Annotated in this window: 22 protein-coding genes and 1 pseudogene; 6 read left to right on the top strand and 17 right to left on the bottom strand. The window is 71.5% G+C overall.

Annotated features, from left to right (window positions below; translation table 11 throughout):
* Positions 1-32: 32 nt before the first annotated feature.
* The 5 genes from C1A38_RS10440 to C1A38_RS10420 form a co-directional block, all read right to left on the bottom strand.
* A complete protein-coding gene (locus C1A38_RS10440) occupies positions 33-842 on the bottom strand; it encodes a TrmH family RNA methyltransferase (RefSeq protein WP_102657634.1) in 810 nt (269 codons plus the stop codon).
* A gap of 93 nt (positions 843-935) precedes the next feature.
* On the bottom strand, positions 936-2,087 hold the full coding sequence (argJ, locus tag C1A38_RS10435) for a bifunctional glutamate N-acetyltransferase/amino-acid acetyltransferase ArgJ (RefSeq protein WP_102657633.1): 1,152 nt from the start codon (positions 2,085-2,087) through the stop codon (positions 936-938).
* Positions 2,088-2,457: 370 nt separating this feature from the next.
* Positions 2,458-3,771 (bottom strand): CE1 family esterase, encoded by a 1,314-nt coding sequence (locus C1A38_RS10430; RefSeq protein ID WP_233196756.1) that lies wholly within the window; start codon positions 3,769-3,771, stop codon positions 2,458-2,460.
* A 337-nt stretch (positions 3,772-4,108) separates the two neighbouring features.
* Complete coding sequence (locus tag C1A38_RS10425) at positions 4,109-4,648, bottom strand: RNA 2'-phosphotransferase (protein WP_102657632.1); 540 nt, start codon at positions 4,646-4,648, stop codon at positions 4,109-4,111.
* The gene (locus C1A38_RS10420; protein ID WP_102657631.1) at positions 4,645-5,601 is read right to left on the bottom strand and encodes a LysR family transcriptional regulator; all 957 of its coding nucleotides are present in this window, start codon (positions 5,599-5,601) and stop codon (positions 4,645-4,647) included. The genes C1A38_RS10425 and C1A38_RS10420 overlap by 4 nt, the downstream gene beginning before the upstream one ends.
* A gap of 70 nt (positions 5,602-5,671) precedes the next feature.
* Here C1A38_RS10420 and C1A38_RS10415 point away from each other — a divergent pair, with 70 nt between their 5' ends.
* Entirely contained in the window at positions 5,672-6,250 is a 579-nt protein-coding gene (locus C1A38_RS10415) for a hypothetical protein (protein ID WP_102657664.1), read from the top strand.
* Here the strand turns inward: C1A38_RS10415 and C1A38_RS31745 are convergent.
* Positions 6,156-6,400 (bottom strand): annotated as a pseudogene (locus tag C1A38_RS31745) (hypothetical protein). The gene C1A38_RS10415 and the pseudogene C1A38_RS31745 sit on opposite strands and share 95 nt — an antisense overlap.
* Before the next feature lie 406 nt (positions 6,401-6,806).
* Here C1A38_RS31745 and C1A38_RS10405 point away from each other — a divergent pair.
* Both C1A38_RS10405 and C1A38_RS10400 read left to right on the top strand, forming a co-directional pair.
* On the top strand, positions 6,807-7,604 hold the full coding sequence (locus C1A38_RS10405) for a helix-turn-helix domain-containing protein (protein ID WP_102657630.1): 798 nt from the start codon (positions 6,807-6,809) through the stop codon (positions 7,602-7,604).
* Positions 7,591-7,779, top strand: a complete 189-nt coding sequence (locus C1A38_RS10400) for a DUF397 domain-containing protein (RefSeq protein ID WP_102657629.1) — start codon at positions 7,591-7,593, stop codon at positions 7,777-7,779. The genes C1A38_RS10405 and C1A38_RS10400 overlap by 14 nt, the downstream gene beginning before the upstream one ends.
* Positions 7,780-7,880: 101 nt before the next feature.
* Here C1A38_RS10400 and C1A38_RS10395 read toward each other — a convergent pair whose 3' ends face one another.
* The 5 genes from C1A38_RS10395 to C1A38_RS10375 form a co-directional block, all read right to left on the bottom strand.
* On the bottom strand, positions 7,881-8,429 hold the full coding sequence (locus tag C1A38_RS10395; protein ID WP_102657628.1) for a dihydrofolate reductase family protein: 549 nt from the start codon (positions 8,427-8,429) through the stop codon (positions 7,881-7,883).
* 13 nt (positions 8,430-8,442) lie between these two features.
* Positions 8,443-8,967, bottom strand: a complete 525-nt coding sequence (locus C1A38_RS10390) for a hypothetical protein (RefSeq protein WP_102657627.1) — start codon at positions 8,965-8,967, stop codon at positions 8,443-8,445.
* Positions 8,968-8,976: 9 nt separating this feature from the next.
* Positions 8,977-10,194, bottom strand: coding sequence for an NAD(P)/FAD-dependent oxidoreductase (locus tag C1A38_RS10385; protein ID WP_102657626.1), 1,218 nt, complete (start codon positions 10,192-10,194; stop codon positions 8,977-8,979).
* 115 nt (positions 10,195-10,309) lie between these two features.
* Positions 10,310-11,254: an RNA polymerase sigma-70 factor gene (locus C1A38_RS10380; protein ID WP_102657625.1), complete on the bottom strand. Its 945-nt coding sequence runs from the start codon at positions 11,252-11,254 to the stop codon at positions 10,310-10,312.
* Between the two features lie 37 nt (positions 11,255-11,291).
* On the bottom strand, positions 11,292-12,266 hold the full coding sequence (locus C1A38_RS10375; protein ID WP_102657624.1) for an ArsR/SmtB family transcription factor: 975 nt from the start codon (positions 12,264-12,266) through the stop codon (positions 11,292-11,294).
* 423 nt (positions 12,267-12,689) lie between these two features.
* On the opposite strand from C1A38_RS10375, the gene C1A38_RS10365 reads away from it, so the two are divergent.
* Positions 12,690-14,540 (top strand): thiamine pyrophosphate-requiring protein, encoded by a 1,851-nt coding sequence (locus C1A38_RS10365; RefSeq protein WP_233196755.1) that lies wholly within the window; start codon positions 12,690-12,692, stop codon positions 14,538-14,540.
* Positions 14,541-14,679: 139 nt separating this feature from the next.
* Here the strand turns inward: C1A38_RS10365 and C1A38_RS10360 are convergent, their stop codons facing one another.
* The 4 genes from C1A38_RS10360 to C1A38_RS10345 all read right to left on the bottom strand — a co-directional run bounded on the left by C1A38_RS10360 (position 14,680) and on the right by C1A38_RS10345 (position 19,712).
* Positions 14,680-16,872 carry a transglycosylase domain-containing protein gene (locus tag C1A38_RS10360; RefSeq protein ID WP_102657662.1) on the bottom strand — a complete coding sequence of 731 codons (2,193 nt, stop codon included), beginning with the start codon at positions 16,870-16,872 and terminating at the stop codon, positions 14,680-14,682.
* Positions 16,873-17,142: 270 nt separating this feature from the next.
* Positions 17,143-17,952, bottom strand: a complete 810-nt coding sequence (locus tag C1A38_RS10355) for a hypothetical protein (RefSeq protein WP_102657623.1) — start codon at positions 17,950-17,952, stop codon at positions 17,143-17,145.
* 175 nt (positions 17,953-18,127) lie between these two features.
* Positions 18,128-19,237 carry an SPFH domain-containing protein gene (locus C1A38_RS10350; RefSeq protein ID WP_013734868.1) on the bottom strand — a complete coding sequence of 370 codons (1,110 nt, stop codon included), beginning with the start codon at positions 19,235-19,237 and terminating at the stop codon, positions 18,128-18,130.
* 4 nt (positions 19,238-19,241) lie between these two features.
* On the bottom strand, positions 19,242-19,712 hold the full coding sequence (locus tag C1A38_RS10345; protein WP_102657622.1) for an NfeD family protein: 471 nt from the start codon (positions 19,710-19,712) through the stop codon (positions 19,242-19,244).
* An 83-nt stretch (positions 19,713-19,795) separates the two neighbouring features.
* Between C1A38_RS10345 and C1A38_RS10340 the strand changes: the two genes are divergently transcribed.
* Positions 19,796-21,115 carry a serine hydrolase domain-containing protein gene (locus C1A38_RS10340; protein ID WP_102657621.1) on the top strand — a complete coding sequence of 440 codons (1,320 nt, stop codon included), beginning with the start codon at positions 19,796-19,798 and terminating at the stop codon, positions 21,113-21,115.
* 97 nt (positions 21,116-21,212) lie between these two features.
* On the opposite strand, the gene C1A38_RS10335 is transcribed toward C1A38_RS10340, so the two are convergent.
* Both C1A38_RS10335 and C1A38_RS10330 read right to left on the bottom strand, forming a co-directional pair.
* Positions 21,213-22,493 (bottom strand): AI-2E family transporter, encoded by a 1,281-nt coding sequence (locus C1A38_RS10335; RefSeq protein ID WP_199180167.1) that lies wholly within the window; start codon positions 22,491-22,493, stop codon positions 21,213-21,215.
* A gap of 147 nt (positions 22,494-22,640) precedes the next feature.
* The gene (locus tag C1A38_RS10330; RefSeq protein WP_102657661.1) at positions 22,641-23,453 is read right to left on the bottom strand and encodes a DUF3097 domain-containing protein; all 813 of its coding nucleotides are present in this window, start codon (positions 23,451-23,453) and stop codon (positions 22,641-22,643) included.
* 256 nt (positions 23,454-23,709) lie between these two features.
* Here C1A38_RS10330 and C1A38_RS10325 point away from each other — a divergent pair, with 256 nt between their 5' ends.
* On the top strand, positions 23,710-24,504 hold the full coding sequence (locus C1A38_RS10325; RefSeq protein WP_102657619.1) for an Rv1486c family protein: 795 nt from the start codon (positions 23,710-23,712) through the stop codon (positions 24,502-24,504).
* The last annotated feature ends 61 nt before the right edge of the window (positions 24,505-24,565 follow it).

Genomic DNA, 24,565 nt, shown 5'->3' with positions numbered 1-24,565 from the left:
CGTGATTCCGTTGCCGGTAATCGCAGGTCAGCTCAGAGCGGGTCGTCGCGGCCCAGTTCCCAGCAGGCCACGGCGGTGGCGGCGGCGACGTTCAGCGAGTCGACACCGCGACGCATCGGGATCACCACCCGTACGTCGCTGGCGGCCATCGCGGCCTGGGTCAGCCCGGCGCCCTCGGCACCGAGCAGCAGCGCGGCCCGGGCCCGCTGGGCGGGCGTCAGCCGCTGGACGGGTACCGCGTCGGGGGCCGGGGTCATCGCCAGCACGGTGAACCCGGCGTCGCGTACCTGCGCCAACGCCGTCGGCCAGGGATCGAGTTTCGCGTACGGCACGGCGAACACCTCACCCATGCTGACCCGTACGCTGCGCCGGTAGAGCGGGTCGGCGCAGGACGGCGAGAGCAGCACCGCATCCACCCCGAGCGCGGCGACCGCCCTGAAAATTGCGCCCAGATTGGTGTGGTTGTTGACGTCTTCGAGGATCACCACCCGGCGGGCGGTGGCCAGCACCTCGGCGGCGCTGGGCAGCGGCTTGCGGCGGAACGAGGCGAGCACCCCCCGATGCACGTGGAAGCCGGTGGCTTCCTGCAACACGTCGGGGGTGGCGGCGTACACCGGGGCGTCGCCGGTGTCCAGGTCGGCGAGCTGGTCGACCCGTTTGGCGTCGACCAGGTACGACCGGGCCGGGTAGCCGGCGCGCAGCGCCCGGCGCAGCACCAGCTCCCCTTCGGCGATGAACAGCCCGTGCGGGGGCTCCCACCGGGTGCGCAACTCCACGTCGGTGAGCGCGCGATAGTCGGCGATCCGCTCGTCGTCCGGCTCGGTGATCAGCTCCACAGGCACCCGGCAATTCTGCCGCCTTGCGTCTGGCTCCCCGGCCCGGCCCCGGACAGGTGCGTCGGCTCGGCCCCGGACAGGTGCGTCGGCTCGGCGCCGTCAGGTGGTGTAGTCGGCGTTGATCCGGATGTACCCCTCGGTCAGGTCGCAGCCGTAGACGACGAACGAGCCGGCGGCGATGCCGAGGTCGACCTCGATCACCACGTGGTCGCGGCGCAGGTGTTCCTCCAACAACCGCAGCACCTCGTCGGTCGCCGCCGTGGGATAGACCGCCAGCCCACCGAAACCGATGCGAACCCGATCCGGCCGGATGTCGTCGTCGTCCTCGCACTTGCCCACCGCCATCGCCACCCGACCCCAGTTCGGGTCCGCGCCATGAACGGCGGTCTTCACCAGCGGCGAGTTCACGATCGCCTTGCCGACCCGCTTGGCCTGGTCATCGTCGCGGGCCCCGGTCACCCGGACCTCGATCAGCTTGCTGGCCCCCTCACCGTCACGGGCCACCATCTGCACCAGTTCGAGGGCACAGGTACGCAGTGACTCGGCGAACTCGTCGACGTCCACCGGTCCGGCGAGCCCGTTGGCGAAGATGGCCGCAGTGTCACTTGTCGAGGTGTCGGTATCGATGCTCACCGCGTTGAAGGTCCGGTCGATCACGGCGCGGAAGACCCGATCGAGATCGTCGGATCCGATCTCGGCGTCGGTGCAGAAGAAGGTCAGCAGGGTGGCCATGTTCGGTTCGATCATGCCGACGCCCTTGGCGACACCGACGATGGTGGCCTCGCCGCACCGTGCCCGTACCACCTTCGGGTGGGTGTCGGTCGTCATGATCGCGTTAGCCACCCGGTCGAAGTCTGCGGGCGGGAAGGGCCAGCGCAGCTCGGCCAGGTGCTCGCGCAGCCGGGGCATCGGGTACTGCCGGCCGATCACGCCGGTCGAGGCGATCAGCAGCTCGTCCGCCTCCAGCCCGATCGCCGCCGCGACCGTAGCCTGGATCTCCCGGGCGTTCGCCATGCCCTCGTCGCCGGTGGCCACGTTGGCGTTGCGGGCGAGCACCACCACTCCACGCGCCGCCGACGTACGGGCCGATCGGCTGAGCAGCACGCTGGGCCCGGCGAACCGCGAGCGGGTGAAGACCGCCGCGCTGACCGCCGGCACGTCCGAGACGAGCGCGGTGAAGTCGTCGCCATCCTCGCGGAGACCGACGTTGCCGACCAGTGCACGAAAACCCCGAGGGGCGGCGACGTCCACCTGATGACTCTCCTCATCGACTTCAGCAGCAAGAGTATGCGCTCCTCAGCATAAACACGCATCCCCAGTTACCGGTCGCACGCCACCACACGGTCCGCACGGCCGCACGGGCCGCACGGTCCGCACGGGCCGCACGGGCGCACGGGCCGCACCGCTGGACCAAGCCCGACAAGTTCGGCGATGTTGCGGTATCCACCCGGCCTGCACCCAGCAACTTCGGCGTTGTTGTAGGGGCACCCCCCGCCCAGCCCGGGTTGCGCGGCACACCAAGCCCAGCACGGGTTGCGCGCACGCCGAGCCACGGCACGGCGGCGGTCCCCGGCCGCGCTTGACGCGAGGCCGGGGACCGCCGATCAGGTGTGCGCGTGACTCAGGCGATGGTGCAGGTGGCGCCGTTGAGCGTGTACGACGACGGTCTCGCCGAGTTGCCGGTGTGGGTGGCCTGGAAGCCGATGCTCACCGAGGCACCCGGGGCGATGCTGCCGTTGTACGACACGTTGCGGGCGGTCACCTGCCCGGAGGTGGGCGAGTAGCTGGCGTTCCAGCCACCGGTGATGTTCTGCCCGCCGGGCAGGGTGAACACCAGCGACCAGCCGTTGATCGCGCTGCCACCGGTGTTGGTGACGGTGAGGTCCTGGGTCAGACCGTTGTTCCAGGCGTTGACGGCCACCGCCACGCGGCAGGCACCACCCGACGGCGGCGGAGTGGTCGGATCCGTCGGCGGCGGGGTGGTGGGGTCCGTCGGCGGCGGGGTGCTGCTGTCGAACTGGGTGAAGAACCGCCAGGTCTCCGCCGGCAGCCAGGTCCGGGAACCACTGTCACCGGGTGCGCCGTCCTGGGGTGCGGCGATGTGGCCCTCGTCGAAGGCGGCCCACACCACCGGGTAGCCGGCCGCGCAGCCGGAGTAGGTGGTGGTGCGGTGGGTCAGGCTGCCCTGTCCCGGCTCCGGCGGGTTCTGCGGGGTGCACCCGTTGTTGTTGACGAACCGGTCGCGCAGCGACCGGCCACCGGAGATGCCGAGGACGTTGTCCCGGATGCCGTGCGCCCCGAAGTAGGCGATCCGACCGTTGCCGCCACTGCATCCGCTGATCAGGCCACCGGCGTACACCGCGACCGCCCGGAACACGTTGGGTCGGGCGCAGGCCAGTGCGTAGCTCATCCCGCCGCCCCAGCTGAAGCCGAGTGCGAAGCGCTGCGTGGTCTCCACGCAGAGGTTCGCCTCCACCTGCCGGAGCAGGTCGTCGACGAAGGTCACGTCCTCGCCGCCGGAGTTGGCCCAGCCGGCGTTGAGGCCCTGCGGTGCCACGAAGATGGTGGTGTTGTTGGCCAGTTGCCGCAGTCCGTAGTACGACCAGGTGTCCCGCTGCACCGTCTGCCCGGTGTCCACGTCGACGGCCGAGCCGCCGCGCCAGTGGAAGCCGAGCACCAGCCGGTACGGGTGGTTGTTGTCGTAGTTGGCCGGGATCCGCAGGATGTAGCTGCGGCTCTTGCCGTTGCTCTGGATCGTGTGCGTGCCGCTGTTGAGCCCCGGCGCGCGGCCGCAGCCCGCGGTCGCCGCCAGGGTGCCGACGTCGGTGGTCGACGCCGTTGCGGTGGGGCCGGTGGCCAGCGCCACTCCGCCCACGCTCAGCACGAGCAGCGCCGCGATCGCGGCGGGCCCGAAGATCGATCTGGGTCTCACCATCATGTTGCTCCGTCTCCGCGTCGCACCGGACGCGCGGAAGGTGCCGCTGCACCGTTGGTGGTGGTCGATGAGCTCGCCCTGCTCCGCGTACCCGTCCGACACGGACGTGCTCACTGCGGACCCCGGGGCGGCCGTGATCGATTCGGTGGCGCCCGGTCGGGATCCGCGTCGCCCGTCGGTCGGCGTCGCGGTTTCGCCCACTCGCCGGAATCCCGGACCGGCTCTGGGCGCGTCAAGCGTGTGCCCGGCTCCCGCTCGGACGGTATCGTGTGAGCGATAACATATCAAGGGTCATGGATGCCTTGCCGCGCTGAGGCACGACGATGCCGAGTCGGCGTCAGCTCGGCAGGGTGATGAACCGCGGCGGCACGTGGCGGGTCAGCCAGACGCCGTTGGCGGCCCGGTGGAGGACGAGGCCGGCGACGTGCATCCCGGCGGCGTCGATACGCAGCACGACCGGCCTGCCGCGTCGGGCACCGACCCGCGCGGCGGTGTCCAGGTCGGACGACAGATGCACATGGGTACGCCCACCCGCCGTGAGCCCGTCGACGCGGATGCCGGGCAGGAATCGGGCCACCGTGCCGTGGTAGAGCAGCGCCGGGGGCACCGCCGGCGCGAGTTGCAGGTCGACCGGGATGCTGTGGCCCTGGGCGGCTCGGATCCGGCCCTCGCGGACCTCGAAACGCTGCTTGTCGGTGCCGTCGACCAGCCGGTCGAGCACCGCGGGGGTGACCGGCCGCCCGTGCCGGGCCAACGCGGCGAGCAGCACGTCCACCGGCACCCAGCCCGCCTCGTCGAGGGTGATCCCGACCGCGTCCGGCCGATGCCGCAGCACGTACGACAGGAACTTGCTGGTCGAGGTGAGCCGGTCGGTCATCGGGACGCACCGGCCCGGTCGGTCCCGCCGGGCGGGGACACCTCGGACCGGCCGGTGTCGACGGGCGGGGACAGCCCGGCGCGGCCGGTGCCGCCGGGCGGCGGGAACTGGCTGAGGAAGTCGCGGACCAGATGGGCTCGCGGTTGCCGCCAGGTGGCCCAGTAGCGGACCTTCGGCAGGCCGTCGATGGGCACGGCGCGCAGACCGTCGGGCAGCCCGACACAGCCGTTGACGACGGTGGCCCCGACGCCCAGTCCGGCCAGGTGCACCAGCAGGTCCCAGCCGTCGACCTCGGCGGCGGCCTGCCACCGTACGCCCGCGTCGAGCAGCGCCCGGTCCAGTGCCCGCCGGTGCGGCCGGTTGGCCGGGGGTACCACCAGGTCGAGGCCGTCGAGGTCGCGCAGCCGGACCTGCCGACGCTCGGCGAGCGGGTGCCGCTCGTCGAGCACGAGCACCTGCCGGTACGCGGCGATCTGGACCGCCTCGACCTGCCGCGTCGGCGGGTCGTGGGCGATGACCGCCAGGTCGGCCTGGCCTGCGTGCAGGGCTGCGAGCGCGGCATCGCGGTCAGCGGTGATCACGTGGACCCGGTAGCCCTGCCGTCCGATCTGCCGGATCGCCTCGCCGACCACCCAGCGCAGCGCGCCCCGACCGGCCGCGACGGTCAGCGTGGGAGTCGACTCGTGGTGCAGCTCCCGGAGGAACTCGTCGGCCCGCCGCCGCGAGTCCAGCGCGTACGCGGCGAGGCGTTCACCGGCGGCGGTCAGGGTCAGCCGCCGTCCGTCGCGCTGGTACAGGTCGACGTCGAGGGCCGCCGCCAGCTTACGGATCTTCACGTGCAGGGCGGGTTGGCTGATGTGCAGTGCCGCCGCGGCGGCGGTGAAGTTGCGGTGCTCGGCGAAGACCGCGAAACAGCGGAGCGCGTCGGCCTCCAGCAACTCCCGACCAGCCATAACCCAGGACTATAGATCACCGACAGAACAATAGTTCTGCGTACGCCCATCCGGCCCGATGCTTGGTCACGTGAACGAGGACATTCCCCGACTCGGCATCGACATCGGCCGGGTCATCATCGACGGCTCCGCCCACCCGAGCGGCGACGACACCGCCTTCTTCAGCGGCGACGAGGCGACCATGCTCGCCACCCCCGAGGTACCCGGTGCGGTGCAGACCATCGCCCGCCTGGTCCCCCGCTTCGACGGCCGGGTCTGGCTGGTCTCCAAGTGCGGCCCGCGCGTGCAGGCCCGCACCCTGCGCTGGCTCGCCGCCCACGACTTCCACCGGCGCAGCGGCGTCGACCCCGCACAGGTACGGTTCTGCCGGGCCCGCGCCGACAAGCGGCAACACTGCCTCGACCTGGCCCTCACCCACTTCGTCGACGACCATCCCGAGGTGCACGCCGCGATCCGGGGAGCCGTCGCCCACCAGTACTTCTTCGGCCCCCAGCGCCGCCCGGTCCCCGACTACGGTCGCCCCACACCCACCTGGGCCGACGTCGAACGCCTGGTCATCGACTCACTTCCGACCTCCGCCGGCGAGGCCGCCCCCAGGCGAGGAACCGGTCGAACAGCGTCTTCGGGTCCGGGCCGTCGTGCGGGTTGAGGTGGTAGAGGTCGCGCACGGCCACGGCTGCCCGCAGGCCCGGCAGCACCACATCGGACGCAGCGGTGTGTGTGGCGGGTCGGAGCCGACCGCGCCGGGACGTTGCGGGTACGGACCTCGGCCCGGCGTGGGCAACCGCGTACTGATCACCGGCGGTCCCCCTTCCCCCGCCACCTCAGGTGGCGTCGTCGGGCGGCGGGTGCGGGCGTGGCGGCGCGGCAGCGACGCGGTCGGGCAGCGAGCCCCGGCGACCGGCATGGTCGACCTCCCACAAAAGACAGTTTGGGTACGTTTCTTGTCGCGGTAGCAGCAAGAAACGCACCCACAGCGAGTGACGAGACCCCGGGGCCGCCCCGACGCGGGGGAAGCGCGAGGGCGGCCCCGGTGCAGAACCCGCCCCGTCCCTGTCTGGATGGGAGCGGATCCGCTTACGTGACAGTCTGCTGACCGCAGCACTACGCTCGGAACGCATCGAGCCTGACCACGGTGGCACTCCGTGGATCTTGGCAGCCACTCGGCAACCCTTGGCGATCTTGATGAGACTCCTGGAGGTGCGGTGGAAGGTGAGCAGAGCGTGGATCTGATCCGCGTCCAGTTACGCAAGCAGCGGGCCCTGGCCGGCATGAACCAGGAGGAGTTCGGCAAGCGCACCAACTACTCGGCCTCCACCGTCTCCGCCGTGGAGACCGGCACCCGCCCGATCGACCTGCCGTACGCCCGCCGCGCGGACGAGATCCTGGAAACCGGCGGCCTCTTCGAATCCCTCCTGCGCACCGCCCAGCAGGACGCCCAGCCCGCCTGGTTCATGCCCTGGCTGAAAGCCGAACGCGCCGCAAAGCAACTGCGATGCTTTCATCCAACGTTGATTCCCGGCCTGCTCCAGACCGAGAACTACGCCCGCGCGGTGCTCCGCTTCGATGACACCCGGCCGGAGCAGGAGATCGAGCAGCAGGTGGCGGCCCGGATGGAGCGCCAGGAAATCCTCAAGCGTGAACGTCCACCGCAGATCGTCGCGGTGACCGACGAGGCGGCCCTACGCCGCACCGACGCCATCATGGCCGAGCAACTCGCCCACCTGCTGCGGGTGGCCGAGTTGCCGCACGTTCACATCCACATCATCCCGTCCCGCGCGGGCCTGCACGTCGGCCTGTCAGGGCCAGTTCTGCTGGCCCGGCTCTCTGACGGCACCTGGGTCGGACACCTGGAGAGCCAGCTCGGCGGCGAGGCCGCCGACACTGAGGACCGCCTGTCTACACTGCTGGCCAGATGGGAATGCGTGCGCGGCGTCGCCCTCCCCGAAGACCTCTCGGTAGCCCTGATCAAGGAAGTTGAGAGCCAACATGGACCTCAGTAACGCCCGTTGGCGAAAGGCGACCCGCAGCGGCACCAGCGGCGGTGACTGTGTCGAGGTGGCCGACAACCTGGTGGGTGTGGTGGCGGTGCGCGACAGCAAGGACCCGGCCGGGCCGGTGCTCGCCTTCGAGCCGGCCGCCTGGCGGTCGTTCCTCGACCTGGCCAGACGGCACTGACCCTCGGCCGAGCACACCACCCGGCCACGTTCCGCCGACCCGGCCGGGCACGGATGCCTGGCCGGGGTGCTGTCGTCGTGGGCGGCGATGGGTGACGCGGGTCAGCTGGTCGGCGCGTACTGCATCACCGAGGCGCCTGAGGCCAACTCGAACCGGTTCACGAGCTTCAGGTCGACGTGCCTCGACAGCCCCTCGAACAGTCGCGGTCCGCGCCCCGCGATCCGGGGATGCACCACGAACTCGTACTCGTCGATCAAGCCCAGCTCGGCCAACGCCAGTGGAAGCTGCACGCCGGAGACGAACACACCGGTGCGCGACTCGCGCTTGATCTGCTCGACGGCCTTGCCCAGGTCGCCCTGCACCAGTTCGGCGTTCCAGTCGACCTGCTCCAGGGTGCTCGACACGACGTACTTCTTCGCCGCGTCGATCGTCCGGGCGAAGGGTTCCATCCAGTCGGGTCTCGACACCTCCGACGCGGACGGCCGCCACGCCTCCTCCATCATCTCGTACAACACCCGGCCGAAGAGGAGCGCATCGGCCCGGGCGAGGTTCCCGATGTGGTGCCGATGCAGGTCCTCGTCCGGTGTGACCGTGAGGTGATCGCAGCAGCCGTCCACTGTGATGTTTATGGAGTACCGCAGAGGTGCCATTCAGCCCGCCTCATCACGTGTGGTCACGGTCATGATCTCCGTCGGCCGGTGGCCCGGTCGCCGTCGTACCAGTGGGCTGGGCGAGCAGGCGGCGGCCCAGCAGGCGCAGCCCTCGGCGGATGCCGAGGATCTGCCCGAGCATCGCCCCGCTCAGCAGGCCCATGCTCGTCGCCGCCACCTGCGAGGCCGGCACCCACAGGCCGACGATGCGGGCCCGCAGGAAGCTGAACGCGATATAGCAGGCCAGTACGACGATGCCGATCGCGTCGATCCTGCCGACCACCCGCTTCTCGAAGCCGTCCCACCGCAGGCGCGTCATCCGGCTCGCCGCGACGCCGACGAAGACTCCGGCAACGATCCCGACCAGCGCCCGAAGCCACGTCCAGCCGCCGGCGATCACCGCGTCGACGAGGGTGACGACAAGCGTCACCACGAACACCGCAGCGTAGATCCGGGCTCGCCAGACCACCTTCCGGTCGACGTACCGGTGGATCAGCTGCCGGCGCCGCGCGTGCTCCGGCAGCTCACCATCGGCCATACGGGGACTCTAGTGGCCGCCCCCGACATCGGACCTGACCGAACGCGCGTGGCGCTCGACGGTGGTCGCCGGGCTGGTGATGCGGCGACGCCGGAAGGGCACCAGCAGCGTCGGGTGGAACACCGCCCAGGCAGCGCCCCGGCAGACGATCTCCTTGTAGCGGGCCGCCAGCCGGCCCCGCAGGTGCGTCGCTTTGGCCCGGTCGTCGGCGGTCACCGTCTGGATGATGCCGTCGCGTCGGCCGAGGCTGATGCACTGGTTGAAGTAGCGGATCGGGATCCTGCGCACCGGTCGCCCGGTCAGTCGGGCGACGATGGCGTCGGCCGCCTGCCAGCCCGTCGGGATTCCGGTGGCGCAGGACATCCGCAACGGCTTGCCGCCCGGTCCCTCGGCGAGGGCGGCGTCGCCGACCGCGTACACGTCGGGGTGCGACACCGAGCGCATCGTGGCGTCCACGACGATCTGCCCGGTCGCTGCGACCTGCAAGCCCGTCGTTGCAGCGAGGGACGACACGGCGAAGCCGGCGGACCAGACGGTCACCTCGGCCCCGATGACCTCGCCGGTGCCGGTGACGACGCCGGTCGTCTCGACGCGGCTGACGTCGGTGTGCTCGTGGACGGTGATGCCGAGCCGGTCGCACACCTCCCGCAGGTACTGGCCGGCCCGCGCGTCGAGCCAGTCGCCGAGGCCGCCACGGGTGGCGATCGCGACCACGAGGTCGGGTCGGGCCTCGGCGATCTCGGTGGCCGCTTCGAGGCCGGTGAGTCCCCCGCCGACGACCAGGACGCTGCCGCCCGCGCCGAGGTCGGTCAGGCGTTCGCGCAACCGCAACGCGGACCGGGCGCTGCCGACGTCGTACGCGTGCTCGGCGACGCCGGGGACACCGTGATCGGCGGAGGCGCTGCCGAGGGCGTACACGAGCGTGTCGTAGCCGATCTCGTCGGGCCCATCGGCACCGGTCAGCGCGACGGTCCTGGCCTCGACGTCGACGCCGGTCACCCGCGCCAGTCGTACCTGCACGCCGGTGCCCGCGTAGACGTCGCGCAGCGCACGACGCTTGAGTTCCGACCCGGCGGCGAACTCGTGCAGGCGGACCCGCTCGACGAAATCGGCGGACGCGTCGACGACGGTGATCTCGGTCTGGTCGGGGTGCAGTCGCCGGGCGAGGCGACCGGCGACGGTCGCTCCGGCGTATCCGGCACCGAGGACGACGATGCGATGCGTCATGCTCCCACTCCCTGTCTGCGTGCGGTGCCGTCGACCGGAACGGGCCGGTCGGCGGCGTACGCTTCCTGAACCGGGCAGCGCCGCGATTGCTGACAGGATTCGGCTGTGGCCTGGGTCACCAGCCGTCGACGACGGGCTCGGAGCGCGCGGAGGCAGACCAGAGCCGGGTGACCCGGTCGAGCTTGTCGGGATTGGCCTGGGCGTGGATGTCCGACACGCCCTCGGCGGTCATCTCCAGCGTCAGCACCCCGACGACCCGGTCCCCGACGACGACGAGCACCGCGGGCACACCGTTGACGATCTCGGCGTACAGTGCCGCCGCCCCGCCGAGCACCTGCCGGCGCAGATCCGTGGCCCGGAAGACGCCGCGCAGGAACCTGGCCACGGCCAGCGCACCGACGATCGGCGTGCCCCGGGCGGGGATCTTGCCTCCACCGTCACCGGTGCTCATCACGTCATCGGTCAACAACTCGACAAGCCGTGCGGTCTCGCCGCTGCGGGCCGCGGCGAGGAACTCCGCCACGATGGTCCGGGCGGCGGCCTCGTCGACCTCGACCCGGGCCCGGCCGGCGGCGACGTGCTGCCGGGCCCGCCGATAGAGCTGCTGACAGTTCGACTCGGTGAGGTCGAGGATCTCGGCGATCTCCGCGTGCGGGTAGCCGAACGCCGTACGCAGGACGTACACGGCACGCTCGTTGGGCGAGAGCCGTTCCATCAGGGTCAGCACCGCCAGCGACACCGATTCGCGCTGCTCGACGGTGTCGACCGGGCCGAGCATCCGGTCCCCGGCCAGCAGTGGCTCCGGCAACCACATGCCCACGTAGCTCTCCCGCCGGGCCCGGGCCGAGGTGAGCTGGTTGAGGCACAGGTTGGTGAGCACCTTCGTCAGCCACGCCGCGGGCTGCTCGACCCCCGCCCGGTCGGCGGCCTGCCAGCGCAGGAACGTCTCCTGGACCATGTCCTCGGCATCGCCGGCCGAACCGAGCAGGCGATAGGCCACCGCCTCCAGTCGAGCCCTCGACTGCTCGAACAGGTCGAGGTCGTGCGCGCTGAGCGACATGGTTCGAGTGTCACCCACCCGGTCGAGGCACCGCCCGTCACCCCCTCGTCGGGCTGGCGTCGCCGGCGAGCAGGTGGATGCCGAGCGGGGTGAGCCGGTGCACCTTGGCGCCGCCGACACGCTCGCTGTCGACCAGGCCGGCGCCGCGCAGCGCGGCGGTGTGCTCGGAGGCCGACGACACGCTGATTCCGGCGAGCCGGCTCACCGTCGTGGTGGTGTGCCGGCCGGGTTCGCCGAGGTGCCGCAACACCGCCGCACGGGTCGCGCCGAGGAGCTGGGCGAGCGGATCGTGCCTGGTCGGAGGCGATTCGGGCGGAGGATCGACCGGGTACACCAGCAGCACCGGCTGGCCCGGTCGGACCAGCACGCGGGGACGCAGACCGGCCAGCGGGCCGGGGATGAGCAGGACGCCCTCGCCGGTGCCGGTCAGCTCCGCGCTCCACCAACTGTCGATCTCCAGGATCGGCGGGCGCCACCGGATCGACGGGTGCAGCTCGTTGAGCAGACCGTCCACTCCGGACCGGGCGTACGTGCGGGAGCGGTGCTCGACGTGGCCCCGGTGTGCGGCCGTCAGTTGTGACCAGGACGGGGCGAGCACCGCTTCGAAGTAGCGGTCCACCGCCCTGGTCAGCAGTTCCAGGATCTGCGGGTCGGCCGCCACGAAACGCCGCCGCCAGAGGCTGGGCGGCAGCTTGGCGTACGTCTCGGTGAGCTCGGCCGTGATCCGGCGACGCGGAGTGGCCATGATCGACTCGATGCCGGCGGCCACCGATTCGATCCCGTGCAGCGGGGTCAGGAAGTCGGGCAGCAGGCCCCGCGCCGGCAGCAGGTGCCGCAGCGCGGCGGTGCTCGCCGAGGCCGCCTGCGCGCGGGCCGCCAGGACCGGCATCCGCGCGGCCACCACGGGATCCCGCAGCGCCTGGCTGGCCAGGATCGCGGTGCCGACCGGGTGGGGACGGCTACCGAACCTGATCCGGGTCAGGTCCGCCGCACCGAGCCGCAAGCTGATCACTACTCAAGGGTGCCAGCTTTTCGGCGTACGCCGAAAGGGTTGTTGCGGCGACTGCCCAGCGGCGACCGTGGTGTGGACCAACGGCCGGGAGGGGGCGGCGTGCGTCGGATGCTCGGGTGGTGCGTGTCGGCTTACCTGCTGGCGGGGGCCGCGGCGTGTGGTGGTGGCGGAGCAGCGCCGCCCACGACGTCGGGGGCGGCTCCCGCCGTGTCGCCTGGTCCGGGGCAACATGCGTTGACCCTGGACCATGGCGGGCTGAATCGCAGCTACCGGCTGCACGCACCACCCGGATACGCCCCGGCGCGGCCGGTGCCGCTCGTGCCGACGACTGACGGCACGGCCGGGAATCGCCACAGCCCGAGGGTTTTGTCCGGATAGTAACGGGAATGCGCGTTCGCCCGTACTACCCGAGAGGCGACCCAGGTGAGCGCAGCGAACGTCGACAGTCTGGTGCCGGCCGACCCGTGGCCCCTGCCCCGCAACCCCACAGTGGCGGACCACATCGTGCAGCGACTCGCCTGCTGGGGCGTACGCCGGTACTTCGGCTACCCCGGTGACGGCATCAACGGCATGACCTCCGCCCTGCAACGCACCCACCAGCAGACGCAGTTCATCCAGGTACGGCACGAGGAGACCGCCGGCTTCGCCGCCTCCGCCCACGTCAAGTACGGCGGCGGGCCACTCGGCGCCGTACTCGTCACAAGCGGGCCGGGGGCCATCCACGCGCTCAACGGCCTCTACGACGCCAAACTGGACCACCAGCCGGTGGTGGCGCTGGTCGGGCACACCGCACTCACCGCCGAGGGCGGCGGCTACTACCAGGAGGTGGACCTGCTCGCCCTCTACAAGGACGTCGCGTCGGCGTTCCTGGCCCAACTGGACCACCCCTCCCAGGTACGGCACCTGGTCGACCGGGCCTGCCGGACCGCGTTGGCCCGGCGTACCGTCACCGCGCTGGTCCTCCCCCTCGACGTGCAGGACGAGGACGCCGTGCCCGATCCGCCGCACGCGCACGGCTTCTACCACACCAGCAGCGTGCCCAGCAGCGGACCGACCGTGCCGCCGGAGGCCGACGTCCGGCACGCCGCCGAGGTGCTGCGCGGTGGCGAACGGGTGGCCATGCTTGTCGGTCAGGGCGCGATCGGCGCCGAGAACGAGGTGCGCGAGATCGCCCACCGGCTCGGCGCGGGGGTGGCCACCGCCCTGCTCGGGTTCACCGTCGTGGACCACCGGGAACCCTGGGTGACCGGTGCCATCGGACTGCTCGGCACCCGCCCCAGTTGGCAGCTGATGAGGGAGTGCGACCGGCTGCTGATCGTCGGCAGCAACATGCCGTACTCGGAGTTCTATCCACCACCCGGCCAGGCCCGGGCCGTGCAGATCGACCACGACGGCACCCAACTGGGCCTGCGGTACCCGACCGAGGTGAACCTGACCGGTGACGCCGCGCCCACCCTGCGGGCCCTGCTGAGTGAGTTGGGGCCCGGCCCCGGACCGACCCGCTGGCGGCAGACCATCGCCGGGGCCACCGCCGCCTGGCGGCAGGCACAGCGTCAACTCGCCGAGCAGGACGCCGACCCGGTCAACCCGCAACGCCTCTTCGCCAGCCTCAGCGAACGGCTGCCCGACAACGTGATGCTGGCCGTGGACTGCGGCACCACCACCGCCTGGTACGCCCGCCACGTCAAGGTCCGCCCCGGGATGCTGGCCAGCCTCTCCGGCACCCTGCTGTCCATGGGCGGCGGTATGCCGTACGCCCTGGCCGCCAAGCTCGCCCACCCGGACCGGCCGCTGATAGCCCTGATCGGTGACGGGGCGATGCAGATGAACGGGGTCAACGAACTGATCACGGTGGCGAAGTACTGGCGCGACTGGGCCGACCCCCGCTTCGTGGTGCTGGTGCTCAACAACCGGGATCTGGCGTTCGTCAGCTGGGAACAGCGCTCCACCGAGGGCACCCCGATGTTCCCGGACAGCCAGCAGCTACCCGACATCGCGTACCACCGCTGGGCCGAGGTGCTCGGGCTCCGCGGCGACCTGGTCGACCGCCCGGATCAGGTGAACGACGCCTGGGACCGAGCCCTCCAGGCGGACCGCCCCACCGTCATCAACGCCCTGGTCGACCCGGCCGAGCTGATGATGCCCCCGCACTTCACCGCCGACCAGGTCCGCAAGACCGCCGCCGCCATGCTGCGCGGCGACACCGACTGGGCCGGCATCGTCCGCCGCGGCCTCCCCACCATGGTCACCACCTACCGCCCCCGCCGAGCATGAAAGGAAGGGCACCTTATTAACGCCTCGTGTATAGGAAGGGCCCCTTCTTAACAGAGCACGCCCGTCGCCCCACCAGAGCACGCCCGTCGCCCCACCAGAGCATGCTCGTCGCCCCACAGAGCGCCCGGCGCTGCGGCCGTCAGCCCCGGTTCTGCAGCCAGCGGGGCAGGTCGGACTGACCTCGCTCGGTGGTCGGGCGTCGCTCGTCGAGCGGGCTGCGCTCGACCGGACGGCGGGGGTCGCCGACCAGAGCGCGGCTGGGGGCAGTGAAGGACTCGGCCGGTTCGCCGTCGACCGCCGTGGCGATGATCCGGGCGACGGCCTCGATCACCCGCGCCTGCACGGCGGAGCCGACCAGGTCGGTGGGGTCGTCCGGGTTGGCGGCGATGCCGGCGACCGCGACCTGCGGGGTGAAGCCGACGAAGGTCTCCGTGGCGGCCTGCTCGGAGCTGCCGGTCTTGCCGGCCACCGGGCGGCCGTCGAGGATGCGGTTCACCGCAGTGGCCGTACCGCCGTTGCACTGCCCGAACGCCGACTGCTGACCCACCGGGCAGCGTGCCGCGTCGGTGGCGGCCCGCGCCACGTCCGGGTCGAGCACCTGGCGGCAGGAGGGGTCACCGACCGGCAGCCGCTGCCCGTCCGGCGCGGTCACCGACACCACGGGCAACGGCGCGCAGTACGTGCCCTCGGCCGCCACGGTGGCGTACGCGTTGGCCAGGTCCAGCGGGGTGGTGGCGGACACGCCGAGGGTGAAGGCCCCCCAGTTGGACGCGTTGTCCTCGGCAAAGCGCGCGTCGGCCTCGGCGCGGAAGGTGATGCCCAGCCGCTGGGCCATCTCGACCACCTTGTCCTGGCCGACCTGCTCGGCCAGCCAGACGAAGTACGTGTTGACCGAGCGGCCGAAGCCGTCCCACATCATCCGGTAGCCGTTCATCCACTGCGGGTTGGCGTTCGCCGGGCACCACTGGCCGTTGCAGCTGCTGTCGTCGGTGCCGGCGGCGTACCGGGTGGGCAGCCTGCTGGGCGCGTCGAAACCGGTCGCCAGGGTACGGCCGGACTCCAGCGCGGCGAGCATGGTGAACAGCTTGAACGTCGAGCCGGCCTGGTATCCGGCGACGCTGCCCCCACCGGAGATCAGCGGGTTGACAGTGTTCGGGTAGTTGAGCTGCCCGTCCGGGTTGTCGTCGAGGCTGTAGTGCCGGTTGACCGCCATGGCGAGGACCCGACCGGTGCCCGGTTCGACCGCGGCGATCGGCACCGCACGCTTGTTGTCGTACCCGTAGATGCTTGTGGCCTGCTGCTGCGCGGTCTTCTGGACCTTCGGGTCGAGGGTGGTGACCACGCTGTAGCCGCCCCGGCGCAGCGCCTGCTCCCGCTCGGCGACGGTGTCGCCGAACGCGGGCTGCTCCATCCACCAACGGCGCAGGTAGTCGCAGAAGAAGCCCCACCCGTCGCGGGAGCTGACCGTGGCTGCGCAGCCGTTTGCCTGGTCGCTGGGGTCCAGCTTCACCTTCTCGGCCTTCGCGCTTCTCGCCTGCTCGGCGGTGATCGCCCCGGTCGCGACCATGGAATCCAGGACGTACGCCCGCCGGGTCAGCGCCGCGTCGGCGTCACCGTCGATCGGGCTGTACGCCTCCGGCGCCTGCACCAGGCCGGCGAGCAACGCCGCCTCGGCGAGGGTCAGGTCGGCCGGCGCCTTGGAGAAGTAGCGCTGGCTGGCGGCAGCGATGCCGTACGCCCCGGAACCGAAGTACGCGATGTTGAGGTAGCGGTTGAGGATCTCGTCCTTGCCGAGGCGCTGTTCCAGGGCGTTGGCGTACCGGATCTCCTGGATCTTGCGCCCGACGGTCTGCTCGGTGGCCGCGGCCCGTTCCTCGGCGGTGCGGTTCGGGTCGGTCTTGAGCACGTTGCGCACGTACTGCATGGTCAGCGTCGAACCACCCTGCTCGGTGCCGGAGGTGACGTTGCGGACCAGGGCCCGGAACATGCCGCGCAGGTCGACGCCACCGTGGTCGTAGAAGCGGCGGTCCTCGGCGGCCACGATCGCCTGGCGCATCACCGGCGCGATCTCGGCAAGCGTCACGTCGGTGCGGTTGACGTCGTAGAACGTGGTGATCAACGTCTTGCCGTCGTTGGCGTAGAGGTAGGAACGTTGCGGGGTGGCCGGGGTCCGCAGCGCGTCCGGCAGCGCGGCGTAGTTACCGAGTGCGGCCCGGGCGGCGAAGCCGAACACCAGGTTGACCGGCAGTACGGCGACCGCCAGCACGAGTCCGGCGAGCACGCCGGTCAGCAGCACGGTGAACAGCCGCGACAGCGGCGTAGGGGTGGCCATGGTCACCAGGATTGCCGCGAATGCCACCTTCCGACCACCCGGACGCGCTGGTTGTCAGCCAATTCACCGCTACTTGCCAGCAGCTTGTGCGCTGGTCAGCCTGGTTGCGGCCGGCAATACGGACACCACCGCACGACCCGGCACGCCGGGAACGCCGACCGACGCAGGGAACCCCGAGCGACGCAGGGAACGCCGAGCGGCACAGGGGACGCCAAGGACGGCGCGGCCGGAAGGGTGGTCCGGCCGCGCCCCACGGGCAAGCGGGGTGGATCAGGCCGCGCCGAGTGGGCCGGCGCCGCCGGGACCGAGCGGGCCGGGTGGTCCGGCCGTGGCCACGCTGGCGCTGGCCGCGTCGTTGAGGATCTCCCGGGGCATCAGCCGGCCGGAACGGTACGCGATCCCGATGCCGGCGATCAGTACGAAGATCGCGCCGAAGGTCTGCAGGGAGCCGATCAACGCACCGCCGAGGCCCAGCAGCGGACTGGCGATCATCAGCATGGTGCCGTCGCCGATGCTGAACATGCCCGAACGGGCCACCGCCCAGCCGGTGAGCAGCCAGCCCAGGCTGTAGCAGGTCGCGCCGACCAGCACCAGGGTCCGTGCGGTGGTGCCGAAGACGGGTGTCTGTTCGGCCAGCCCGGCGAACGGCAGCATCAACACCGTGCCGGCGATGCTGACCAGCAGCCCGGCCACGGCGGGATGGCGGCTGCGGGTGGCGGCGAGCAGGCCGGTCAGACCGAGCAGGGCCAGCAGGCCGAGCCAGACCGCAGCCACCCAGCCGATCAGGTAGAGCGCCCGACCGTCGGCCGGGTACGGGTCGTTGCCGACGCCACCGTCGCTGGCCATCGCGACCAGGCCGTAGAGGATCGCGTACGCCGGCAGCAGCCAGACCGCGGCGCGGGCCAGCCGGCGCAGTGACCACGCCCAACTGGCGTTGGTGGCGGGTCCGGGTGGAGCGGGTTCGTCGATGAAGGGCAGTACGCCGAAGCCGCCGCCGGTCCGCCGGGTGCCCAACGGGCCCTGAGGGTCGTGCTTGCCCGGCACCTCCGGCGCGGACCACAAACGGCGCAGCGGTTCCATGCCTCACCTCGCTCATCCACGGGCATCCCCTGGGGCGTAGGAAAAGCGCCCCGGTGCCTGACCAGACCGGCCCTAGGACCGATGGTGGCAAACACCGAAGCGCCTCATGAGGCTTTCTCGCATTACTGCCCGGCGGGCGCGCCCGTGAGGGTGGGCGCGCCCGCCGGCGGACGGATCAGCCGCGCTCGCGCTGGTCGGCCGGGTCGTTGAGCAGGCTCGTCGGCGAGACCGGCTCCGGCGCGGGCAGCCCCTGCGGGGCCTTGCCGCCGGTGGCCTGCGCCTCGGCCACCCGTACCTCGTTGTGGATCTCCTGGGCGGCAGCGGCGGCGGCCTGCGCCGCCTCGGCGGCCTCGCGCTCGACCGCGCTGGCGTCGTCGGAGGCCTTCGGGCTCGGCGCGTCGCCGACCATCTGGCTCAGCCCGCCGAGTGCGCCGCCCATGCCCTCCAGGGCCTTGGTCAGCTCGGCCGGCACGATCCACACCTTGTTGGCGGTGCCGTTGGCGATCTGCGGCAGGGCCTGGAGGTACTGGTAGGCGAGCACCTTCTGGCTCGGGTTGGCGGTGTGGATCGCGTCGAACACGGTCCGGATCGCCTTGGCCTGACCCTCGGCCTGGAGGATCCGGGCCTGGCGGTCACCGTCGGCGCGCAGCACCGCGGCCTGCTTCTCACCCTCGGCGGTGAGGATCTGCGACTGCTTGTGCCCCTCGGCGTTGAGGATCGCGGCACGGCGGTCCCGCTCGGCGCGCATCTGCTTCTCCATCGAGTCGCGGATGCTCGGCGGCGGCTCGATCGCCTTGATCTCCACCCGGGTCACCTTGATGCCCCACCGGCCGGTGGTCTCGTCCAGTACGCCGGACAGGTGCCGGTTGATCTCCTCGCGGCTGGTGAGCGCGCGCTCCAGGTCCAGCGAGCCGATCACGTTACGCAGCGTGGTGACGGTGAGCTGCTCGATGGCCTGGAGGAAGTTGGAGATCTCGTAGGTGGCCCGGACCGAGTCGACCACCTTGAAGTAGAGGACGGTGTCGATCGACACGACCAGGTTGTCCGAGGTGATCACCGGCTGGGGCGGGAAGCTGACCACCTGCTCCCGCATGTCGACCTTGGTACGCACCGAGTCGATGAACGGCACGAGCAGGTTCAGACCCGGGTTCAGCGTGCGCTTGTAGCGACCCAGCCGCTCGACCACGTCCTGGCGCTGCTGCGGAACGATCCGCAGCGCCTTCGCCAGGGTGATCACCGAAATCAGCGCGATACCTATCAACAGGACGGGGAATACGAATTCCATCCGTTCACCTCTCCGCTTCGGGTAGCTCAGCGGGCGTCGCAACATCCCGCCAGACCAGGGCTACCGCTCCCTTGACCTGAATAACCTGCACCCGTTCGCCGGGGGCCAAAACCTGGGTGGCGTCGTAGGCTCGGGCGCTCCACACCTCGCCGTCGATCTTCACCATGCCCTTGTCGGAGTCGACCTGCTCCAACACCAGGGCGGTGGAGCCCTCGATCGCCTCGATGCCGAACGCGGTGTCGCCGCTCTCCATCGCCGACTGTTTGTGCCGCTGGATGACCGGCCGCGCGGCGAGCACGGTCAGCGCCGACACGGCGGCGAAGACCACCGCCTGCACCGCCACCGGAGCACCGAGCGCGGCGGCGCCGGCAGCGGCGAACGCACCGACCGCGAACATGATCAGAAACAGGGTCGCCGTGAAGATCTCAGCGACCGCCAGCACCACGCCCAGCACGATCCAGAACACGGCATCCATAACACGATCGTGACATGACAATGCACGTGTCATCGAATTGACATGATCGTAAGCTCCCGGTCACCACTATCCGAGGGAGAAAGATGTCTCTGCGTCCCGAAACCACCCGACAGGTCGACGCTCTGGTGGCCGACGCCCAGGTGGCCGGTCACGTTCCGTCGTTGATTCTCGGTGTGGTGCGCGACGGCACGCTGGCCCACGTGGCCACCGCCGGCAGCCATCCAGCACCCGACGCCGATCTCCAGTTCCGGATCGGTTCGATCACCAAGACGATGACCGCGGTGCTGATCATGCAGGAACGCGACGCCGGTCGGCTGGCCCTGGACGACCCGTTGCGGCGGCATCTGCCGGAGGCCGACGCGGCCGGGCCGGTCACCCTGCGACAGATGCTCGGGCACATCAGCGGTCTCCAGCGGGAGCCGGACGGGCCGTGGTGGGAACGCAGCGACGGCGTCGACCTGCCCACTCTGCTGGCCGGGTTCTCCGCCGCGAAGATCGCCCACCCGCCGCACCGCACGTTCCACTACTCCAACCTGGCGTACGCGTTGCTGGGCGCGGCGCTCGAACGGATCACGAAGACGCCGTGGGCGCAGCTGTTGTCCGAGCGGATCCTCGACCCGCTGGGCATGGACCGCACCACGTACGCGCCCACCGCACCGTTCGCCCCCGGCTACGTGGTGCACCCGTGGCACGACACGCTGCGCGAGGAACCGCGTGCGGACACCGGCGCCATGGCGCCGGCCGGGCAGCTCTGGTCCACCGTCGCGGACCTGGCCCGCTGGGCGGCCTTCCTCGCCGAGCCCGATCCGGCCGTGCTCGCCCCGGAGACCGTCGACGAGATGTGCGTCCCGATGGCGATGATCGACCCTGATTCCTGGCGGGCCGGACCCGGACTGGGCCTGGCGCTGCACCGCGAGGGCGAGCGGGTGTACACCGGACACGGCGGCTCGATGCCCGGCTACCTCGCCGTGCTGGAGGTGCACCGGCCCAGTCGTACCGGGGTCGTCGGCTTCACCAACGCGTACTCCTTCCGCAGCGGCGGTCTCGGCACGCTCGGCCGGCAGCTGCTCACCCAGGTCCTGGACGCCGAACCGACGCCGGCCCGGCCGTGGCGCCCGGTCGACGCACCGCCCCCGGCCGACGTGGCCGCCCTCACCGGCCGCTGGTGGTGGATGGGCCTCCCGCTCGACGTCACCTGGGACGCCTCGACCGGCGACCTGCTCGGGACCATGCCGGGCGACCCGGTCAGCCGCTTCGTCCCGCAAGGCCCGGACCGGTGGCGGGCCGTCAGCGGCGAGGAGAACGGCGAGGTGCTGGCCGTGCTCCGCGACGACAACGGCACCCCGGTGGCGCTGGACATCGCCACCTTCGTCTTCACCCGCTCCCCCGACGACGCGCCGTAACCGGTCCCGACCCGACGACGCGCCACGACCGGTTCCGACCCGGCGACCGGGGCCGGCACGGCACGCAGGTCGGGGCCGGCCGGTCGGGTCGGATGGCTCAGGGGGCGGTGGAGCGGACTACCACCGCGTCGGGGATCGGCGGGGCCGGTTCCGGTGGGCGGCGGGCCAGGCGGCGCACGGCCGTGTTGAGCACGGCGATCAACGGTACGGCCACCAGCGCGCCGACGATGCCGTCGAGCACCACACCGGCGGTCACCGCCAACACCACCGGCAGCGGGTGCAGGGCCACCGCCTTGCCCATGATCCAGGGTTGCAGGACGTTGCCCTCCAGCTGCTGCACCACGATCACCGCGCCGAGAATGGCCAGCGCGGTGACCCAGCCGCTGTCGACCAGGGCGACCAGCACTGCCACCGCGCCGGACAGGGTGGCACCGACGATCGGGATGAACGCGCCGAGGAACACCAACGCGGCCAGCGGGAAGGCGAACGGCACGTCGAACAGTACGAGCGCGATGCCGATGCCCAGCGCGTCGATGAAGGCCACCAGCACCGTGGCCCGGACGTACGCCACCAGGGTCAGCCAGGAGGCCCGACCGGCGTCGTCGGTCCGCCAGCGGGCGGCGACCGGGAGCATCCCGACCAGGAACCGCCAGATCCGGTCACCGTCGCGCAGGAAGAAGAACATGGCGAAGAGCACCAGCAGGGTGCCGGTGAACACCTCGACCACCGTGCCGGCGGTGTTGATCGCTCCGCTGGTCAGCGACTGACTGTTCTCGTTGATCCACTTCTGCCCGGCCTCGACGTACCCGTTGAGCTGACCGTCGGAGAGCCCGAGCGGGCCGTCGCGCAGCCAGTCCTGGATCTGCCCGATGCCGGCCGCGGCCCGCACGCTCAGATCCGGCAGACCGACGATGAACTGGTTGACCACAAGCGTCAGCGTGCCGACCACCGCGCCGAGCCCGCTGATCAGCACCACGGCGGTGGCCAGGGACCGGGGAACGCGCAGGCGCAGCAGCCAACCCACGGCCGGTGCCAACAACGCGGTGAGCAGCAGGGCGACCAGCAGCGGAACGATGACGATGCGAATGGCACCCATGAAGCGCAGCAGCGCCCAGCCGACGACCCCGATCACGATCAGACGCCACGACCAGGCGGCGGCGATCCGGAGCGCCTTCGGCACGTCGGAGTCGTCGCGGCTGGTCGTCGAGCCGCCACCGTCGACGGGCGGTTCCGGTCGCCAGGGCAGCGGTTCGGGCCGGGCTTCCTCCGCCCGGATCGCGGCCCGTTCGCGCTGTCGCTCGCGGGCGGCGCGGACCGACTCACGTCCCGCCTGGAACGCCTGACGCACCCGCCGTCGCGGCTGCTCGAACCGACTCAACCGGCACCCCCGGGGAATGGTAGGGATCAGGCGGTACACCGTAGCGCTCTGCTGCCAGAACCGGGACACGCGTGCCCCGGGCGGCGTGCCGCAGTACGTCGACGACGACGGGCGGTCGACGGAGAAGCAGACCGCGAGCGGCCGGGATCAGGCCGGCTCGGTCACGAAGTCGATCAATCGTTCCATGGCGTTGATCAGGGGGGTTTCCACCTCGGCGTAGGTGTTCACCCGGGACAGGATGTGCCGCCACATGTCGGCGGGCTCGGCGACGCCCAGCGCCGCGCAGACGCCTTCCTTCCACGGCCGCCCCGGCGGCACCACCGGCCACGCCCGGATGCCCAGGGCCGCCGGCTTCACCGCCTGCCACACGTCGACGTACGGGTGCCCGGTGACGAGCACGTGCGGCGAGGTCACCCGGGCCACGATCCGGCTCTCCTTCGAACCGGGCACCAGATGGTCGACCAGAACACCTAGCCGCCGGTGCGGGGCCGGCCCGAAGTCGCGTACCGCGGCGTCCAGGTCGTCGATACCCTCCAGCGGCTCCACCACCACACCCTCGATGCGCAGATCGTCGCCCCAGATCCGCTCGACCAGGGCGGCGTCGTGCACACCCTCCACCCAGATCCGGCTGGCCCGGGCGACGCGGGCACGGACCCCGTCCACCGCGATCGAACCGGAGGCGGTACGCCGACGCGCGGCCGGCACCGGTGCCCGGACGGGCCGGCGCAGGGTGACCGGCCGGCCGTCGAGCAGGAACGCGGCCGGACGCAGCGGGAAGTTGCGCCGCTTACCGTGCCGGTCCTCCAGCACGACCGCACCGGACTCGAAACCCACCACCGCGCCACAGAAGCCCGAATCGGCGTCCTCGACCACCAGGTCGGTCTCGGCGTCGACCTCCGGAATCACCGTCCGACGCCGCCAGTTCCCCGCCAACACGTCCTCGCCATACCGCCGCCCCATCCCACGCACGCTAGTCCCCTCACCCCCACCCCACACCTCGACCCGCCGCCCACCCCAGGACGCACCCCGGTCCCCGCCGCGACCCGCCCGGGACCGTCGATCTTGCAGAAGTTGTCGCCGAGAAAGGCGCATAGCAGACGTAACGGCGACCAAAACTGCAAGATCGACGGCGTGGGAGGGCGGAGAGGGGGCAGGTGGGTGGGGGTGGGGCGCGGCAGCCGAGACAGGGGCGGGCGTGAGCACGTACTCTTTCGGCATGTCCACCCCCGCTGCGGGTGCGGCCATCCTCGCGCCGCGCCGGTCGAGCCGGTTCGTTGCCTGGGTGCGCGCATGGCGCGCCGGGCTGGTGCCCTTTGACGAGGTCGCCGACGAGGTCGCCGGCGACGAGGAGCACCACGTCGCCGACGCGCCCGGCACCTGGACGGACGTGCCGTTGCGGGAGGCCCTGCCCACCCTGGCCAAGCTCTCGCCGGACGAGATCCGGCTGGTGCTGCCGGCACCGGGCGACCCTCGTGGCCTGCCCGGCCCGGGTGACTTCGCCGGGGCCGCGCTGCTCGCCGGTGAGGCGGTCGTCGCCGGCGCGATGGGCCTGATCCCCGAGGTACGGGTGCACACCTCCGGCTCCGGGGACACCTTCGAGACGGTGCTCTGGCGGGTCTACCCGCTGCCGGCGAACGCCCCGGCCGCCTCGCTCACCCTGCCCGGCGCCGCCGAGGCGGAGGCGGAGCTGGCCGCCGCGCTGGCCGACACGACGGCGGCGCTGACCCGACTCGACGTCGCCCAGTGGCGTCCCGAGCTGGCCGGTGCTCTGGAGGCGTTGCGCCGCCCGGACGGCACCACCGACCTGCCGCCCGGATTCGACCCACGGGCCCGCCGGCTGTTCGCCCGGGCCGCCGTACTCGACCGGGTGCTCGCCCTGGCCGGGCACGCCGCACCCGGCGGCGCGGTCAACAACCACGAGGCCCAGCAGCGCGATGCCGCCCTGCGCCCGCTGACCACCGCCTGCCGCCAGGCGCTCGTCGCCGCCTGCAACGCCCCACTACGCCCGTAGCGCGGGTGTCAGCGGTTCAGGAAGGGTCGATGGTCTGCGACGCGTCGGGCACAAGGTGAAC

Origin of the sequence: Verrucosispora sp. ts21 (assembly GCF_002879555.1) — a bacterium.
In the GTDB taxonomy this organism is placed as follows: domain Bacteria; phylum Actinomycetota; class Actinomycetes; order Mycobacteriales; family Micromonosporaceae; genus Micromonospora; species Micromonospora gifhornensis.
The sequence above is the reverse complement of the archived record's forward strand: the minus strand, read 5'-3'. Positions and strand labels throughout refer to the sequence as shown.